This is a genomic window from Pseudomonas sp. 05T35 (genome assembly GCF_056396605.1).
In genome coordinates this window covers 1-404 of record NZ_JBFTLU010000997.1, presented here as the reverse complement: position 1 = coordinate 404, position 404 = coordinate 1, and the positions used below count along the sequence as shown (strand labels likewise).

At 52.2% G+C, this 404-nt stretch carries 1 protein-coding gene; it reads right to left on the bottom strand.

From position 1 onward, the window contains the following. Nucleotides 1-214 precede the first annotated feature (214 nt). Nucleotides 215-404, bottom strand: a 190-nt coding sequence (locus AC1DH9_RS31095) for a hypothetical protein (protein WP_477809580.1), incomplete at its 5' end; no start/stop codon positions are given.

Below are 404 nucleotides of genomic sequence, written 5' to 3'. Positions count from 1 at the left end.
GTACAAGGATCACCCGTACTACGAGAGCTGTGTGCGCTTCTGTGAGGAATGGGACCAATCGTCCTTTGACCCCGATTACCCGACTCGCCCTTTGGAGCACTTCGAGCCTATGCTCCGGAGGATTTTCACTCGGCCAGCATTCGATCAAAAGTACGTTGGTGACCAGACTATGGGCCGCAGCGCGCTCGACCAACCTGTGGCCTAGGCACTTTACTTACGGTTCAAATTTGCGTAATAGCGGCAGCGTGCTGCCGCTATTACGTGCATACCTGTGATCAGAACTCAGGAAGGCTACCCAGGTTGTCGCGCTTGGAGCTATTTCGATCAGTGGAAAGGTAAATTTTTCTACGACGTGCACATCTGCACCTTTGATATACCCACCTTCCGTGTTTTCAACCCATGAG